20 protein-coding genes are annotated in these 14,776 nt (G+C 45.2%); all 20 read right to left on the minus strand.

Annotated features, from left to right (window positions below):
• Window positions 1-10: 10 nt before the first annotated feature.
• The 20 genes from NQS30_RS08675 to NQS30_RS08770 all read right to left on the minus strand — a co-directional run bounded on the left by NQS30_RS08675 (window position 11) and on the right by NQS30_RS08770 (window position 14,727).
• On the minus strand, window positions 11-775 hold the full coding sequence (locus NQS30_RS08675) for a distal tail protein Dit (RefSeq protein WP_218791596.1): 765 nt from the start codon (window positions 773-775) through the stop codon (window positions 11-13).
• Entirely contained in the window at window positions 772-4,221 is a 3,450-nt protein-coding gene (locus NQS30_RS08680) for a phage tail protein (protein WP_218791595.1), read from the minus strand. The genes NQS30_RS08675 and NQS30_RS08680 overlap by 4 nt, the downstream gene beginning before the upstream one ends.
• A 4-nt stretch (window positions 4,222-4,225) precedes the next feature.
• On the minus strand, window positions 4,226-4,534 hold the full coding sequence (locus NQS30_RS08685) for a hypothetical protein (protein WP_218791762.1): 309 nt from the start codon (window positions 4,532-4,534) through the stop codon (window positions 4,226-4,228).
• A 47-nt stretch (window positions 4,535-4,581) separates the two neighbouring features.
• Window positions 4,582-5,088, minus strand: coding sequence for a tail assembly chaperone (locus NQS30_RS08690; RefSeq protein ID WP_031378545.1), 507 nt, complete (start codon window positions 5,086-5,088; stop codon window positions 4,582-4,584).
• 56 nt (window positions 5,089-5,144) lie between these two features.
• Window positions 5,145-5,432, minus strand: a complete 288-nt coding sequence (locus tag NQS30_RS08695; protein WP_255034080.1) for a fibronectin type III domain-containing protein — start codon at window positions 5,430-5,432, stop codon at window positions 5,145-5,147.
• Entirely contained in the window at window positions 5,401-5,682 is a 282-nt protein-coding gene (locus tag NQS30_RS08700; RefSeq protein ID WP_218791594.1) for a fibronectin type III domain-containing protein, read from the minus strand. Before NQS30_RS08700 ends, NQS30_RS08695 begins: the two co-directional genes overlap by 32 nt.
• Entirely contained in the window at window positions 5,657-6,178 is a 522-nt protein-coding gene (locus NQS30_RS08705) for a phage major tail protein, TP901-1 family (protein ID WP_218791593.1), read from the minus strand. The genes NQS30_RS08700 and NQS30_RS08705 overlap by 26 nt, the downstream gene beginning before the upstream one ends.
• Before the next feature lie 13 nt (window positions 6,179-6,191).
• Window positions 6,192-6,590: a DUF3168 domain-containing protein gene (locus tag NQS30_RS08710; protein WP_218791592.1), complete on the minus strand. Its 399-nt coding sequence runs from the start codon at window positions 6,588-6,590 to the stop codon at window positions 6,192-6,194.
• A gap of 18 nt (window positions 6,591-6,608) precedes the next feature.
• Window positions 6,609-7,025, minus strand: coding sequence for an HK97 gp10 family phage protein (locus tag NQS30_RS08715; RefSeq protein WP_007408589.1), 417 nt, complete (start codon window positions 7,023-7,025; stop codon window positions 6,609-6,611).
• Window positions 7,018-7,356 (minus strand): phage head closure protein, encoded by a 339-nt coding sequence (locus tag NQS30_RS08720; RefSeq protein WP_007408590.1) that lies wholly within the window; start codon window positions 7,354-7,356, stop codon window positions 7,018-7,020. The genes NQS30_RS08715 and NQS30_RS08720 overlap by 8 nt, the downstream gene beginning before the upstream one ends.
• Complete coding sequence (locus NQS30_RS08725) at window positions 7,353-7,661, minus strand: phage head-tail connector protein (RefSeq protein ID WP_218791591.1); 309 nt, start codon at window positions 7,659-7,661, stop codon at window positions 7,353-7,355. Before NQS30_RS08725 ends, NQS30_RS08720 begins: the two co-directional genes overlap by 4 nt.
• A gap of 8 nt (window positions 7,662-7,669) precedes the next feature.
• A complete protein-coding gene (locus NQS30_RS08730) occupies window positions 7,670-7,942 on the minus strand; it encodes a hypothetical protein (RefSeq protein WP_218791590.1) in 273 nt (90 codons plus the stop codon).
• A gap of 1 nt (window position 7,943) precedes the next feature.
• The gene (locus NQS30_RS08735; protein ID WP_003155858.1) at window positions 7,944-8,279 is read right to left on the minus strand and encodes a hypothetical protein; all 336 of its coding nucleotides are present in this window, start codon (window positions 8,277-8,279) and stop codon (window positions 7,944-7,946) included.
• Between the two features lie 4 nt (window positions 8,280-8,283).
• Window positions 8,284-9,201: a phage major capsid protein gene (locus NQS30_RS08740; protein ID WP_218791589.1), complete on the minus strand. Its 918-nt coding sequence runs from the start codon at window positions 9,199-9,201 to the stop codon at window positions 8,284-8,286.
• Window positions 9,202-9,216: 15 nt separating this feature from the next.
• The gene (locus NQS30_RS08745; protein ID WP_218791588.1) at window positions 9,217-9,804 is read right to left on the minus strand and encodes a DUF4355 domain-containing protein; all 588 of its coding nucleotides are present in this window, start codon (window positions 9,802-9,804) and stop codon (window positions 9,217-9,219) included.
• Window positions 9,805-9,906: 102 nt separating this feature from the next.
• Complete coding sequence (locus NQS30_RS08750) at window positions 9,907-10,833, minus strand: phage minor head protein (RefSeq protein ID WP_218791587.1); 927 nt, start codon at window positions 10,831-10,833, stop codon at window positions 9,907-9,909.
• A complete protein-coding gene (locus NQS30_RS08755; protein ID WP_218791586.1) occupies window positions 10,820-12,223 on the minus strand; it encodes a phage portal protein in 1,404 nt (467 codons plus the stop codon). Before NQS30_RS08755 ends, NQS30_RS08750 begins: the two co-directional genes overlap by 14 nt.
• On the minus strand, window positions 12,223-13,431 hold the full coding sequence (locus tag NQS30_RS08760; protein WP_218791761.1) for a PBSX family phage terminase large subunit: 1,209 nt from the start codon (window positions 13,429-13,431) through the stop codon (window positions 12,223-12,225). Before NQS30_RS08760 ends, NQS30_RS08755 begins: the two co-directional genes overlap by 1 nt.
• Window positions 13,418-14,179: a phage terminase small subunit gene (gene terS / locus NQS30_RS08765; RefSeq protein WP_218791585.1), complete on the minus strand. Its 762-nt coding sequence runs from the start codon at window positions 14,177-14,179 to the stop codon at window positions 13,418-13,420. Before terS ends, NQS30_RS08760 begins: the two co-directional genes overlap by 14 nt.
• A 176-nt stretch (window positions 14,180-14,355) precedes the next feature.
• On the minus strand, window positions 14,356-14,727 hold the full coding sequence (locus tag NQS30_RS08770; protein WP_218791584.1) for a YrdB family protein: 372 nt from the start codon (window positions 14,725-14,727) through the stop codon (window positions 14,356-14,358).
• Window positions 14,728-14,776: the final 49 nt, after the last annotated feature.

The raw sequence follows: 14,776 nt of genomic DNA on the forward strand, positions 1-14,776 counted from the left end.
CCGGACCTCCTTACAAATATGCCTCATTAAATTTGATATTGCTCTTATGACTGAATTTGATTTTCACTGGCGTCTTTGGCGGCAGCTGAAACCAATCCGATTGAATTTGAAGTGCTGGCATGATCAACTTACCGCTACATGTCACCTTTCTTTTCGCTGAATCAATTATGAGAGTGTCACCAGCGATGAAATCGTACAGCAGCTTGATCGTTTTCGATACCGACCCATCAGCATTAAGAAGAGCCACCTCATATGAAGTGGCTTTCTCTTCAAAAACGCATTCGATTGTTGGGTCTACAGCTGCATAGCCCGGATTAGTAATAGTTTGAACACCTGAATCAAATTCAAAATCCTTCGCCGGGCCGTATTTTTTTGGATCGGGACAGATAAAAGTCAATGTTGCAGTCTGAAAGCCTCCCTGTTCTTCACCTTCTGAAATGCTTTCAAAGACAGCATTATAGACTCTGTCAGGCTCATCGTAAAAAATTAACGGCTTAGGCTCTTCAGTGTGCAGAATAAAAGTCAATTCCTCCTGCTTTTTCTTCAGCTCTTCTTCACTGCTGAAGGCGAAAAGGACCTCAATGGTTATGACTCTTACAGGAATTCTTGTATTGCGCAGGAAACCGCCGGGGCGATTCCCGATAGTGGCTGTATTCACTTCTCTTCCTGTCACTCCCCGGCCGCCCGTGGACTTCACATAAAAGAAGGGTGATATATCAATGCCGTCAAACGTGATTTTCCATTGGTTAGGCAGCAGTTCCTGATAATTAATCAATTAAATCTCACCCTCCTTGCGTTCGATCTTCTTTGTGCGTCTGTGACTGGCTTTTCTACTCCTTGACCGACCTTCTTGCTGTCCATCTCAACCACAATCATTCTGTCAGGCAATTCAAGGTTCCGGATGTCCGCGCTCAATTCTTTTCTAACAGTGCCAAGTTCACCGCTAGAAATGGAAGTGTCATATTCAAAATTCATATCCTCTTGCTGAATAGTCATAGCATCACTGACGGCTCCCATGGCTTTCTGGACAGTGCCGATACCGTTCTGAATCCCGACAGCGATACCAGCAGGAACCATGATACCGACCTTGTCACGCATTACCCTTGACGGAGAATGGATTCCCAAAAGTTTTTTCATGCCGTTAGGAATAGCATTTGCCATTGATTTTACTTTGCTCGCTAATGCTCCCGCCATGCCGCTGATACCTTTTATTAACCCTTGGATGATGTTCTTACCGATCTGCCACAAGTTAATGCCGCGGAAAAACTTCATGACACCGTTCCATATGCTTGTAATTGTTGATTTCGCCGATTTCATTACGCTGGAAATAGCATTTTTCATACTATTGAATAGGCTTTTAGCTGTACTCACGAGCCCTTTCCAGAGCCCTGTCACAAAACCTTTGACAGCGTTCCACACACTTGTAAAAACACTCTTGGTGCCATTCAGCATGCCGCTAAAAAATGACTTCAACCCATTCCAAATGCTCTTGGCAGTAGAAGACACAGCTTTCCATACTGTGGTAACAACAGTTTTTATCGCATTCCAAACGGTGCTGAAGATTTTCTTTTGCGTATTTAGCCAACTTGTGAAGAATGTTTTCAATCCATTCCAGATAGTTTTTCCAACTGATACAACGCCCTTCCAGATCGAAGTAGCAATTGTTTTGATGCCGTTCCAAATGCTTGTGAATGCTGTTTTCATTCCATTCCAGAGTGATGAAAAGAATGTTTTCAGGCCGTTCCAAATGCTTTTAGCTGCCGATACAATTCCATTCCAAACAGTAGAGAAGAACGACTTTATTCCGTTCCATGTTGATGTTGCTATCGTCTTTATACCTGTCCAGACAGTAGACAGCCAACTGGAAATAGCACCCCATGCCGCAATTGTAGCCGATTTTACCGTGTCCCAATTCGCGATGATCAAGGCAACCAGACCGATGACAGCCGCCGTAATCCATCCGATAGGCCCCATTGCGATGACCCAAGATGCCGCCATGCGTGCCGCCTGTGCTGCCGCTTGTGCCGCAAGCACGACGAGTTGCCGGCCGAATAAAACCATTTGCTTACCGCCTGCAACCAGCAAAGATATAAAATTGCTGATCTGCGCCGCCGTCCAAGCCGCTGCCATGCGAGTTGCCTGCGCTATGGATTGCGCTGCGAGCACGGTCATTTTGGCAATGAAAAGACCCATCTGCTTAATCCCGTTTGTCAGCATTGTGATAAAAGAGGTGATCTTCATTGCTGTCCATGCGGTTGCTGTACGGGCAGCACTTGCGATTGATTGAGCCGCCATTACAGTCATATTCTTGATCCATAAACCCATTTGAACAATGCCGCGCTTCAGAGCAGAAACAAACGCTGATATTTTCATGGCTGTCCACGATGCCGCCATTTTCACAGCATTAGCTGTTGCGCTTGCTGCCATCGCTGTATACTTCGCAATGAATTGGCCCATAGCAGCTATTGCTGATTTTAATTGGGTAATCAATCCCACAGTTCTGATCCCTGAAACCGCCGAACCAAAGCTCCGCAAATATTGAGCTGCAGTCATAAAATCTTTAAGCCCATTTGTGACAGCACTAACCGCTACTATCGCCGGAACAATAGCTCTTAAAGCACCAATTAATGAAATACCGGCTGCGATAAATTTCCCGATTGCCGGGTTTGCTTCCATCGCCGCATTAGTAAATTTCAAAAACCCGTTTACATTCTCCAAAATCGTTTGACCAAGTGGAGCCATGCCAACAAGCAAGTTGATGATAGTCTTCGCGATCTGCCCCAATGTGCTCCACACTGTGGGCCCGTTGGTCTTGATATAATCAATGAAAGATTGAAATTCTTTTGTTTTCGTAACGCTGCCAGCCCACTCATTGAACCGCTTGGTCAGATCTACGAGTGATGTCATCATGTCTTGAGACATAGGAGCGAATCCAGTAAACAGCTTTGTCAGGCCGCCCGAAAAGTTTCTGATAATCTGCAGCAGTTTTGGACCATTGGTTTTTGTATACTCCACGAAAGCCTGAAATTTCTTTGAAGAACCCAAGTTCGCTGACCATTTCACCCATGATTGGGTCATTCCTTCGATAGATTTTGTCATGCTCTTTCCAGTCGGTCCGAATGCTACGATCAGATTGAAAACTGTCCGTAAGACATTCCCGGCAGATCGGCCGAATGAAGCAAACGCCGCCGGAGCTTCTTTGTTCAGATAAGAAATGAATCTCTGCATGTCCGGAGCTTTAAAAGCTTTGTCCATGCTTTTCGCCAGTCCCACGCCCTCTTTTGCCAGTCCATCAAACATTGGAATGAGTGAGTTAAGCGCGAGTTTAAACGTATTTAGAGACATACCGAATGTTTTCAAGATCGGCTTTTGAACCATCGTACCGATGTCCCGCCAATTGTCTTTAAAGTCTTCGAGGTTCTTTAATGCCTCTCTCTCTTCTTTTCCAAGAGATTTTTGCAGATTATTGATCTGTTTCATGATTTTAGCGCGCTCTTTTGCGCTTGTTGCATTGTCCAGCTTCTCCTGCAGCTTTGAAAGGTCTTCGGATGCTTTAAATACACCGCTTATTGAAGTAACAGCAAGGGCGCCGAATGCCGCCGCGCCTGTTCCCGCTGTTGCAAATGCACTGGTTAACCCCATTACTCCGCCGGCTGCCACCCCGAGCATAGGGCCCAATGACCCGATTACTCCGGTTATGCTGGCAAGAACCGGAGTAATTGCAGGCAATGCGGATGTGAAGGCGCCGGCAAGCGAATGACCTATGACAGTTGAAACAGAGTTAGTGATTTTGGCGAGCCTGTTCATTGATGTTTCAAACCGATCAATTCGGGCTTCGATGTGTATCCAAACACGTTTTGGCAAGGAATGTGTCTCTGTTCTGGCTACTGCTACCGCTCTCGTTAAATTCGAAGTATCACCGTTTATGTTGGTTGTGACTCTATTTCGCAACGAAGCTAAAGCTGTCCGTGCTTCTGACACAGCTCTAGTCAGAGGATCTGAATCAGCATCTAAATCAACTCGTGTGCGTTCATGTCGATGTACAAAATTATCAATTTGCTGCTCGGCCTGCCGCACTCTGGCCTGAAAGCTTGCGATCTCTGCGTCAATTTCTACTGTCTGATGATCATTCATCCGGCGCATCATATCATTCACACGGTCCATGCTGCGAGTAAATCTTCGTGTCTGCGCTTCAACTATTGCTGTCAATCTTTCGATCAATTCCTCACCCCATTCCTTGTCCAAATTTTGCAAAGTGGTTGCGGATTGTATCATTAAACCGCTGAACCCCTTTAGCTCGCTTGCCGAGCTCGTTTACATCTGTCTTGCGCCATTTGTCGTTATCCCCAGTGATGTTCCGCTCCAATTGACGTCTGGCCTTATTCGCATCAAACATTTTCTTTTCTTTGGGGCGCTTCTCATTCATAGCGTAACGGTGAAACATGGCGTTTCTTGCCATAAGCTCCAATTCATCTATTTCTCGCAACTTGGCCCCTTTGAGCAGAAGCTTGTACTCGTTAGGAGTCCATGACATGATTAAATCCACATCATAAACCCCAAGCCAATGTGCGGAATTCGTAATTATTTGGTCATAGTCGATCCCGTTCTCTCTTTGTACGCCTCTTTCATCATCTTCAGGACTTCCTTGCCGTTCTCTTCGTCCTCCAGCCGTTTCGCTTCCATTTCCGGTGTTTCGTTCGGAGCCGGTTTCTTCCCTTTGTTCATCTTCTCCATCATCTTCCATCGCTGACGGATCACGCCTTTGAAAAAACCCGCTGAGTCCAGTGTTGTGAATGCTTCATTGATCATTTTGTCAATTGCCTCGCCTGTCTCGTCTTCATCAATGATTTTCATGATTGCTTCTTCAATAGCCTCAGTTGAAGGCTTTTCTTTCTTCAAGTAAGCAAGTGCGCAATCCCAAAAAGCAGAAAGATAGGAAGCCTCTTCGTTGAGCAGGCTCATGTAAATATTCATTGTGCCGCCTTTGCCCTTTTCGTCCGCAGTGGAATATTTTTCGTTTGCCAATCTGTCAAAAGCAAAGTCGCAGCGTGATTTGTATTCTTTATCTCCGATAGTTAAGTAAGCCATTTATAAAACCTCCGATTATTTTTGTATGTTAAAAAAGAGCCCGGGAAGCCCGGACCCTATGATTCCTTTTCTGTTCGTATCGTAAAATTGGCCGAACGTTCCGATTCCCCGACCGAGTTCACTGCCGACACGTTAAAAATGTAGGCGGTGTCCGGCTTTAGGTTAGGATTCGACGTGTACGAATTCTTTGAGACAGTCGCTATTTTTGCATAAAACCTGTAAATATTGTAAGATGTCGCCCCTTTCACCGCATCCCATGAAAAACTCACCTGATTTGAAGTGGCGCTTTTCGCAGTTATATTGCGGGGAACGTTAGGGCGTAACCGCTTGTGTTTGCGTAACAATCTCAGTCATTGAGGACTCGCCCGCATCGTTCACAGCAGAGACGTTGACCGTGAGTTTCGTATCGGCCGCAATTCCTGTCAAGGTGTGGGATGTGCCAATGACAGTTGCGTCCAGCTGCTTGCTCGCTCCCCTGTATACCTTATATGAAGTTGCCCCATCTACCGCATCCCATTTCACGGTCACGCTGTCAGCTGTAGCCGTGAACGATAGATTTTGGGGCGCATTAGGGCGTAGTTGTTTTTTTGGCATTCTCGCCAAACTGCATGAACTCTTTGGCACCGGCAGAAGATCTGATCTCGTCAATTAATTCTTGAGGCAGAGGATCAAGCTCACCTTTACGGGTCTTACCGAGAACAGGCAATGTTGTTGAAACCTCAATAAACCCATCTTGCGGTGCACTTTTTTCTAAGTTCTCGATGATTGCATGTCCATATTCAGAATCATGCTTATCGTTTTTGTTTTTATTCAGGTTTACTTTCCATACCTGAACTGTCTCTTCGTTGTCATAAGCATCTTCAATCGCCATTTGACCTGGATCAGAGACAGCAGCATAATATGTCAGTTCAATGCTCTCGGATTTAGGGCCGTAACCAACAATTCGGCCAGACTTTGTTGATTCATCTTTTGTATCTTGTTCTTTCGTATGACTGCCTTCTGTTTGGAAAGCGATAAACAGACCTTCAGTTGAAGTAGCCTTCATCGGTTGAACAAAGTAAACCTCATCAATACCATTCAATAAATCCATTTTGTTCATCCTCTCAATTGTTTATTGTGAAGCGCATTCTGAGAATGCCGTGACGCGTGTACCCGTCAATATCGGTGATCACCTGCATGCTGCGCATCTCAGAACGGCATAAAGAAAAGCCCTCTATTGTTAGGGGCCTGCTTGTTAACGCTTGAAGCATGAGGCTCAGAATCTCCATCGCTTCTTTTTTTCCGTTGTAACCTGACCAGCAATGTAAAACCACGTTGATTTCTTCGCCGCTGGACGTCTTGGTTTTAAATGGGGAAACATCATCATCCCCCATTGTCACATAAGGCTTTTCCTGATCTTTCGGGACTGCATCAAAGACGCCTGTGACGCGCCCGTTCAGCTCTTCGTCTGTTGATAACCTCTTAAATAGAGCAGCCTGCAACGGCCACAAGGCAGATCGCATGATGACAGCTCCTTTCTATCACATTTGACTGGCAAAATACCGCATGCCTTCGTCCACCGCTGGATTCCAGAACGGCTGCGCCCGCATTCCCCGGGTGACCACCCATCTATTAAGCTTGGTGTCATAATAAACCCACGGCGTTTGCCGGCCGCCGCCTTCCTCTGCGTAAATCCCCGTTCCGTATTCCACATATACGGCATAATCGGCACCAACAGAAATAACGGCCCGTAAGCCGCCCTCTTGGTAGTCGATTTCAATTGAATTTTTCAGGTTTCCCCCGTCTATCGCGGCGGTCGGAGCATTCAGAACAGCATGGCTGTAAATCAGCTCGGCCGTGTCTGTGACCAGTTGCTTAATATCGTCTATGACCCGGTTTCTAAACTCACTTGTAGCTCTTTGCATCTGCCTGACCCATCTACCACTGACCTCAGCCATTGCCCTTCAGCACCCCCGTTACCTGACATTTCAAATTCATAATCTCATGCATGCCGCCCTGGTCGATCGGATCTGATTTGAGAGTCAGCACCTTGTTTTCGTAGATGATCCGCATTGTCTTCTCAATATCATTGCGATACGGAAAATACACATTGCAATCAACCGGGTTCTGAAGTTGCTGAGCCTGATAATATTCCCGGGACGTAATCCCGCCGACAAAAGCCTCTGTTGTGAGATAATCAGTGAATTTTTCAACATATCCCCCGCCGCCGTCCGGCACCTTTTCCACCCGCTGAAACGTGACAACATGCGGGAATTCTTCATAGATCATATGACTCTCAGCTTTCTGTATGGAGCAAGAAGCTTCGAAATGCTGCTTGGCAGATCTGTTTCATAGGAATATGAGACATCTCCCATACTTCGGCCGGAAAGATTGGACGGAGTCATGTTATGCTCGATCGCTTTCGCGACATACAGCTTTACCCCTGCTGGTAATTTTTCATCTCCATTGACCGTGAATGAGTTGTTGCACCAGTCTTTCGCTTGATCTATGAACAGAGGTAGGGCCTCGGCCAGATAGGTATCGTGGCTGTCTGTTTTTATGCCAAGCATATTTTTTACGGTTTGAACATCCATAGAATCACCTACACTTCACCGAGAACAATTTTGATCAGTTCCTCTTTAGGCGCTTTGGGATCAAATTCATATTCGTTCTCCTTCAGAAAGGCAAGGATTTCATCCTTATTCACCTTTTTCAATTGCTCTTCAGTCATATCAAGAAGGTTTGTACCCGGCAGTTCGTTCGGCTCTTTAGATTGTTTGGCCTCTTCCACTCTCTTAAAACCAATGTGAGAATAAACCACCTCAAAAGCCTTTTCAGTGCATTCAATGGTTTTGGAACCGTTAGATGCTTTCATATCACGCGCCGCCTCCTTCCAGTGCTTTTATCCGATTCTCTAAATCAGATAGTTTGGCTGTCACATCGTCACCGAGTTTGGCTAAAGTAACTGCCTTGGCACCGATGTTGGCATTTTGTACACTACCGGTGCCGATGTTACGATTTTGGACAGATCCATCACCGATATTGATGTTTTTCACTTCTCCGTCGCCGATCATTTCCGAAGTGATTGTTTTAGGAGCAGGCGCAGAACCCGATAACCCAGTCACCTTCGCGCCCTCTTTTATTTCAAGCTCGCCGCCGATCACCAATTTGTCGCCGTTATTAGTGTTATAGTTTTTAGATGTGTACCCCATAAGCTTACGCATCCGTTGCTGGTGTAATAGCAGCAAAAGCATCATCGGTCAATGTCATGAATCCGACTTGCTGAGTTACACGGAGAGCAACCATATCTCTCTCATACAAGTTGATCGGGTTTCCGTCTGCATCGACAATCGTTGTCAATGTTGCATCCTCTGAGATTTTGTATTCCATTCCTTGAGGGATTCCGTAACGTGTGTAATTCCAGTCAGCCGCAAGTAATGCCGCTTTTTCGTAATCCCATGACTTAGAATCCACATATCCAATCGGAAGGCCAAGGGCCTGCTGTGTGGCGCCGCCTGTCGCATCGTTGAAGATCGGAAGCCCGTTACCGTCCTTAGTACCACGAAGTTTCTGACGGAATCGGCGTGTTGTTGTAAAGCCGTTTACATCTTTGTCAGCGTCTTCGACCAAAGCCATGACCCCGCTTAACTCATCATATAGATTGCCAAGTGAGTTTAACGCAATAGCGTTACCAGATTCCTTGATTTTTTCAAATACAGATACGCCTTTTCCAAATGGTGAATCTACACCGAATAACGCAGCCTGATCAAATTTGATCGCAAAGGCTTCAGCGATAGCCGGGCGCATTTGCGTGAAGAAATCTGTTACAGAGTAGCGCAAGAATTCTTTAGAAACAGGGATGATGACACCCAATTTCTTTGAAGTCATTTTTGCTGTTAACCATTGGGCCTTAGACGTTTGAATTCTATCGCCCTCTCCAACCCAGTATGCCCCTGGCCCAGAAGCCAAGTACGTGAATTCTTTCTCCGGCTTAGTCATTTCTTCATATTTTGCGAGTTTCGTGACAGCAGATTGGGTCATAAACTCTTTTAAAACCAGCGTTCCTTGTTCAGTTGGAACCTTCCCATTTACTGAGTCTTGCATTAATGCATTGTTTGGATTAAATGTTGGCATTAAAGATAGCCCTCCTTATTTTCTAATACTTGCTTCAGCTGCAAGTGAGCTGATGTCTAAATCTTGATTTGTCGGTTCGTTGCTGCCGGACTGGACATCACGGCCATTCTCTTGAAACTTGGATTCAATAGCCTTTTGAAGTGCAGCGTTGTACTTCTCTTCGAATGCTCCGAGGTTCTTCATCGTTGATTCTTCATCCTCACCGACAAAGAATCCCACTACTTCTAAATCTGCCGGCAGTTGCTTTTCGGAAGCATAAGAAACAGCTTTGTTTAAAAGCTTTTCACGTTGTGCTGCTGTCTTTTGATCTTTCAGCTCCTTTTCGAGCTTCCTGATCCGCTTCTGCTCTTCTGTTTCTTCTGGATAAAGCTCTTTTACCTTTGCATCAACCAGAGCATCGAGGTTGTTCGCCTTCCACGTATCAAGGCCTTTCGTAAAATGGGAATCCAACCGAGGCTGAATGAGACGTTTTCCTTCTTCTGTATCTAAAAACCCATTCACCTTGTCAGCAGACACGGCAGAAAGTTCATTCAGATACGACTGTACTTCTTCGTTCTCTTTATTTTCTTCAAGAAATTTTTTCACATCTTCTAATGTTGGCATTACGCTTCTTCCTCCTTTGCCCTCTACAGTGCGCGCCTGTTATGAGTGCATGAAAAATAAGCCTTTTAACGTCATGCTCAGGACAAAATAAAAAGCCGCTGTTTAACGTCTTCCCTTTTCCTCAATGGATTTGTACCACTCTTCATAGGTTTGGTATGGGATTGTTTGGCCTGCCCCGCTGCCGCCTTCCCTCGCCCTTCTCGTATCCGGCAGGACGCCGTTTACTTTGAAAGCAATTGTACAACGGCAGTTAATATCATCTTTGGCATTATTCATGTGCCCCGGAGCCGGCCCGACTCCGCCGTAAATTGATTTGAACAGCCCCTTGCGTTCTATTGTCTTCCCGTCCAGTTTCCTGTGCCCGGCTCGTGTTTTAAGATCAAGAGTAGCATTCCACATCTTTTTAAGATTGCTCCGTTTTGAGGCCTTCTCAGCACTTTCCATTCTTGCCGAGACTTGTACCCTATGAGCTTCTGTTCTCGCCACGTCACGGGCTTTCCTGCGGGCAAATTCGGTTGTTCTTTCAATGCGGCGGGCGATCTTTGAATAATCCTCCCCCGCTTGTAGGCCCTGCGCGACGGAAATTTGAATCTGCCGGACATAATCGTCTCGATGCCGCCTGTATATCGCTGACAAAGTCAATTCAGCTATAGGGTTTAAAATGGCCTGCCGAATGACTTCGGCTGTCGGGATGCTAAAACCCAAGTTAACCACGGATTCCATTTCAAATAGATAAGCAGAACGCATATAATTCTCTAAAAACTGCTTGGTTGCTAATGCCTCAACAATAGTCAGAATGGTTTTGAAAGCCTTGTGAGATTCCTCGGCCATCCTCTCCATTTCCTTGTTCAGACGATTGTATTTGTTGGCATCGGCAAAAGTAAGCTGGCCGTCCTTGCTGTACTTCGCATACAGCCGGGCAATTTGTGCATTGATCTCCTTTAAGCGAGACGCAAAAACGACATCAATCTTCTGAGCATCCTCAGTGATCATGTCGTCCAGGTACTTATCAATATCATTCTGGTTCATCTTCATCACCGCCCGCGTCTGTTTCCACATCCGTTAACGGCGGCATGTTGAGCCTGTATTCCTCTTCTTCCTCTTCCATCTTCTTCAGCTCATACTGGACATCATCAACAAACGACAGCAGAGACAGACGGGTTTCTTCGCTTACCATTCCTTTAAGCTGTCCCGTCGTGTTTGCTTCTTCCAGTACATTCGCCGGAAGGTTTCGCTTAAAGCCAAACCAAACTTTTTTATAATCTTCCGCTGCTGCTTTTCTTTTAGTGCCCCATGCGGAAAAGATCAGTTTGTATTGATAACGCAGAGCAGCCGTCATCTTCCGTTCCATTGTGATGCATTTGTTTTCAAGCGACATCAATTTATATTTCATCGCAACCCCTGAAACATTCCCGCCAAAAGATTCATCGGAGAAATTGACCGATTTCGCAAAACGGAGAATATTCTCTTCCAACCTATCAAGATGGTTTTCTATAATGGCATCGTTTATATCCTTTGTCAGATAGCTTACGTCGTCTTTTTCGTCATACAATTCAAGGATTCCGGTCTTTTTGAGCTGATCAAGCGTCTCTTCATCCGCGCCAAGCCCTTTTAAAATCAGATAAGCCAGTCGATATTGCTCAATCTCATTCGATGCATCGGACAACGTGCGGTCATACGCATCAATTAACGAAAGAACCTTTTCGGCATCTCCCTTTAGTTCCTTGTTATTCGCTAAACCGAATAAGGGGCAGCCGTCAAAAAGATGCAAAGTTTTTTTATCAAGAGTGAAGGCCGAGCTGTCTTTCGTACTGAAATAATAAACATATTTCTGATCATAGAATTCTGCTTTAATCTTGCCGCCGTACACCGTGTAGTATCGCAAAGCGTAAGTAGGTTCATGGATGCTTCCATCAGTAATAAAGGCGCATTCCCATGGATCAATATTTTTTATACGTTCGTTTCCAGAACGGTCAACGTAAGCGAGGCGGGCGCCGTAACCGCAAATAGAGGCCATTTTCCCCCACTCGCTGTCTTCATCAGCAATGTTGTTTTCCGTATTGAAACCTTCAATCAGCTGTTTCACAAGTTTTGCATTACTTGCTTCACCGCTCTCATCAAACTCATACGCAATAGGATGACCAAACAGATAGCCCACCTTTGTATCAATGACTTCAGAATCAAACGAGTTGTTTAGCCTATTGTTTACTTTGTGATCAATACGTTTTAATTTCCCTGTTTCAAAATCCTCGTATTCAATGGCTTCTCTGGATAAGATCGGAACGCCCTGAACCTCAGCCTGGTACCGATCATAAAGCTTTTTCATTCTGTCATGATCCGGCTTATGCTCCTGAATGATCTTGTCAATCAAATCAGGTGTTATGCCGGACTGCTCAATAATTTCTATAAACTGATTCATCAGCTCACCCCTTTCCGCCTTTTCGGTTTATTATGCGAATATAGAGCGTACCGGAGAGCATCCAGCACATCGTCCCATTCCTTCACAGGATCGCCGGTCTTTGGATTCCATACATACATGAAAATTTCTTTTTTGAAGAGCTCAACCTTGTCTTTTACGATGAATAATTCGTTTCGCTTAAGCAGCCGCGCCACTTCTTCAATACCGGATACGATCGCCTTATCAGCGTTCAGGGCGCGCAACTTCTCCCGCCTGAAGCGCTGCACATGCTCTGGCCGCGCAGAATCGCAGTAGAAATTAATGTTTCCGTACCGCTCTTTTACGCCTTTCGCTACCTTCACCCAGTAATCAATTTCCTCATGTCGCTTGGCATGTTCTTCAAGCAAATAAAAATACCCTTGGTCATCTTGTCCGATTACAACAATAGAACCCGGGTGCTCATATCCCCAGTCAACGCCCGCAAAATACTTCTTGAAATTGACGCGCCTGTTTTCCAATTCCTCAAGGCTGATATAGTGAATGTCCTTATTGAAATCCTTGTAAATGACTCCTTCAGGCGCCACCCAATAACCGTGTATGTCCCGATCTGTAAACATGCCGCTCGGCGTCGATGCCACGATGCTCTCCACATATTCCGGATCGAGAAAATTGTTATCGAACAGCGAGAAATGAAATGACCGGATGTTCAGCCTGCCGCTTTTCAACATTTGCCCGTCTTTGTCGATATAATCCGTTTTGACGGTGTGCATCGGGTTCTCAGGGTTTGTATCCATCATGACCACAGCGCCTTTGTAGGAGCACCGGGAAATGACTTCTTTTACAAATGAGTCATGCAGGGCAGTCGCTTCATTAAGGAATGCGCCGGCTGACGTGAACCCCCGCGCTTTTTTCCATGAATCAGCAGTGGCCCCGTCAAAGCAATATACACGGTTGCCGAATATCTCAACGGCATTCGACTTGTCGAGCCTCAATTCTTTACCCAGAATCAATTCCATATCGTTCAAGACATTTCGTTTTATGGCTGCCTGAGTAGCCCCGCCGATGATGAAGGATAAACCCATATTCTGATACTTACTGACGTGAGCAAGGAACGTCAAAAGGAGCACGAATGTTTTCCCTGCCCTCTTTGCACCGCTACAAATCAGAATTTTGGGTTGTTCTTTAATAAAGCTGTCCCAAACTTCCTTTTGCTTTTTATTCAGTTCCATCGGCATTCACCATTTTCCTCAACATTGCGGCAATATCATTTTCTTGGGTGTTTCCGTCGCCGCCGTTAACAGCCTTCTTCGTCTTCTCGATGTTCAAGCGCATTTGCTCCAATTTAAGGCGCCGCTCATCTTGCTCATGCGCCAGCTGGTCGAACTGCTTGATCAGACTCCGGAGCTCACCCATTGCCCGAGATTGAGCGTTTAAGAGAGTCGCATGACGGTCCCAAGCGAACTGTATTTCAAGTTCTTCTTCTATAATGTTTTTTTCATATGTTAGATTGCCATCTTCGTCCTCATCTTGATGATAAACGTATTTTGCCTTTTTCAGCTCTTTTGCCGTATCATCTTTATCCTGCACAAACATAATGCGTTGCGCCCGTAGAATGGCTGCATATTGTATTTGAATCTGATCCCATATCATATCAGTAGGGGAACGTTCCTGAATCTCTTCCATGATTTCAAGCGTTTCTTCCGGCAGATACTTTGAAAAGAACCCATGTGATACAGCGTTTTGATTTCTTGCCGGAGCCGCCCCGCCGCTATTTCCTAATGCGTTTTTGTTGCCGGGTTGCCCGCCTATTTTTGTGTGCACACTTTTTTCAATGGGTGCACCCTTTTTCCTTTCCCAACCATGCCGCTGCTTCCACGATTTAATGGTGTTCACCGACACCCCGTACTTCTCGGCAAGGTCCTTGTATTTCATGCCTTTGACGTAATCCTTATACGCCTGAATGTGCTTTTCAGCCATCTACATTCACCGCCGCCCCCTTCTGATTCGTGTTTGTTTTGGAAAAGATATTCCCTCTAAACCGACGCCGCACTCAGACCGTTAACCGCCAATAGTTTTTCTGAGATTTACCGGAATCGGTTTACAGAGAACATAAAAAAGCACCCTATAAAGGATGCTGAATCTATAATGATGCTTTATTGATTTAGAAGCCATTTTATGCGTTCAACTGAAGCTATGTAGTGTAGTATTATTAAACAAAAAAAGATAATACTAACTGTTTTTAAATCACTAAAGTAAATCGCCGCAACAGCTATTGCGAAGATCAGTAATTCAATAATCAACCTTATAACTCCATTTACGGCTATTACAGTTTGACCACTCCGGCTTGGATCGTTAGGTACTGCAAATACAGTCCAAATTAGCATTGCTACTATCGGCAATACTAAAGTTAAAACATATCTTAAAAAACCATTGAAATGACTCCAAGCAAACACCCCTATGCAGATTAATGCAGCAATTTCAAGGGCGAATCTTAAAAGTAAATTAGTTTGGTTCAGTTTTTCCAACTCCTCTGTATTAAAAAGCCCTCCCGCAGGATGCTCTTTCTCTAATTTA

Origin of the sequence: Bacillus sp. B1(2022) (genome assembly GCF_040259625.1) — a bacterium.
In the GTDB taxonomy this organism is placed as follows: Bacteria; Bacillota; Bacilli; order Bacillales; family Bacillaceae; genus Bacillus; species Bacillus velezensis.

What these genes read in the sequence shown, in the direction of transcription:
- NQS30_RS08685 (WP_218791762.1), bottom strand. Translation starts at nt 4,534, where the DNA reads ATGTCATGGACTCCTAACGAGTACAAGCTTCTGCTCAAAGGGGCCAAG.
- NQS30_RS08690 (WP_031378545.1), bottom strand. Translation starts at nt 5,088, where the DNA reads ATGGCTTACTTAACTATCGGAGATAAAGAATACAAATCACGCTGCGAC.
- NQS30_RS08700 (WP_218791594.1), bottom strand. Translation starts at nt 5,682, where the DNA reads ATGCCAAAAAAACAACTACGCCCTAATGCGCCCCAAAATCTATCGTTC.
- NQS30_RS08705 (WP_218791593.1), bottom strand. Translation starts at nt 6,178, where the DNA reads ATGGATTTATTGAATGGTATTGATGAGGTTTACTTTGTTCAACCGATG.
- NQS30_RS08710 (WP_218791592.1), bottom strand. Translation starts at nt 6,590, where the DNA reads ATGCGATCTGCCTTGTGGCCGTTGCAGGCTGCTCTATTTAAGAGGTTA.
- NQS30_RS08715 (WP_007408589.1), bottom strand. Translation starts at nt 7,025, where the DNA reads ATGGCTGAGGTCAGTGGTAGATGGGTCAGGCAGATGCAAAGAGCTACA.
- NQS30_RS08720 (WP_007408590.1), bottom strand. Translation starts at nt 7,356, where the DNA reads ATGATCTATGAAGAATTCCCGCATGTTGTCACGTTTCAGCGGGTGGAA.
- NQS30_RS08725 (WP_218791591.1), bottom strand. Translation starts at nt 7,661, where the DNA reads ATGGATGTTCAAACCGTAAAAAATATGCTTGGCATAAAAACAGACAGC.
- NQS30_RS08730 (WP_218791590.1), bottom strand. Translation starts at nt 7,942, where the DNA reads ATGAAAGCATCTAACGGTTCCAAAACCATTGAATGCACTGAAAAGGCT.
- NQS30_RS08735 (WP_003155858.1), bottom strand. Translation starts at nt 8,279, where the DNA reads ATGGGGTACACATCTAAAAACTATAACACTAATAACGGCGACAAATTG.
- NQS30_RS08740 (WP_218791589.1), bottom strand. Translation starts at nt 9,201, where the DNA reads ATGCCAACATTTAATCCAAACAATGCATTAATGCAAGACTCAGTAAAT.
- NQS30_RS08745 (WP_218791588.1), bottom strand. Translation starts at nt 9,804, where the DNA reads ATGCCAACATTAGAAGATGTGAAAAAATTTCTTGAAGAAAATAAAGAG.
- NQS30_RS08750 (WP_218791587.1), bottom strand. Translation starts at nt 10,833, where the DNA reads ATGAACCAGAATGATATTGATAAGTACCTGGACGACATGATCACTGAG.
- NQS30_RS08755 (WP_218791586.1), bottom strand. Translation starts at nt 12,223, where the DNA reads ATGAATCAGTTTATAGAAATTATTGAGCAGTCCGGCATAACACCTGAT.
- NQS30_RS08760 (WP_218791761.1), bottom strand. Translation starts at nt 13,431, where the DNA reads ATGGAACTGAATAAAAAGCAAAAGGAAGTTTGGGACAGCTTTATTAAA.
- terS (WP_218791585.1), bottom strand. Translation starts at nt 14,179, where the DNA reads ATGGCTGAAAAGCACATTCAGGCGTATAAGGATTACGTCAAAGGCATG.